This is a genomic window from Photobacterium rosenbergii (assembly GCF_033022775.1).
Taxonomy (GTDB): Bacteria; Pseudomonadota; Gammaproteobacteria; order Enterobacterales; family Vibrionaceae; genus Photobacterium; species Photobacterium rosenbergii_A.
On record NZ_JAWJZI010000049.1, the window covers coordinates 1 to 614 of the forward strand.

Genomic DNA, 614 nt, shown 5'->3' on the forward strand with positions numbered 1-614 from the left:
AGGATGTTGGCTTAGAAGCAGCCATCATTTAAAGAAAGCGTAATAGCTCACTGGTCGAGTCGGCCTGCGCGGAAGATGTAACGGGGCTAAGTAGTAAACCGAAGCTGCGGCAATGCACTTTAGTGCATTGGGTAGGGGAGCGTTCTGTAAGCGGTTGAAGGTGTGTGGTAACGCATGCTGGACGTATCAGAAGTGCGAATGCTGACATGAGTAACGATAAAGGGGGTGAAAAACCTCCTCGCCGGAAGACCAAGGGTTCCTGTCCAACGTTAATCGGGGCAGGGTAAGTCGACCCCTAAGGCGAGGCCGAAAGGCGTAGTCGATGGGAAACGGGTTAATATTCCCGTACTTCTTACAATTGCGATGGGGGGACGGAGAAGGCTAGGTGGGCCTGGCGACGGTTGTCCAGGTTCAAGTGCGTAGGCTGAAGAGTTAGGTAAATCCGGCTCTTTCTAAGGCTGAGACACGACGTCGAGCACCTACGGGTGTGAAGTCATTGATGCCATGCTTCCAGGAAAAGCCTCTAAGCTTCAGATTGTAAGGAATCGTACCCCAAACCGACACAGGTGGTCGGGTAGAGAATACCAAGGCGCTTGAGAGAACTCGGGTGAAGG

Annotated in this window: 1 rRNA gene; it reads left to right on the forward strand. The window is 52.6% G+C overall.

Annotated features, from left to right (window positions below):
* Positions 1–614 (forward strand): 23S ribosomal RNA (locus tag R2X38_RS26625); the annotation flags it as partial.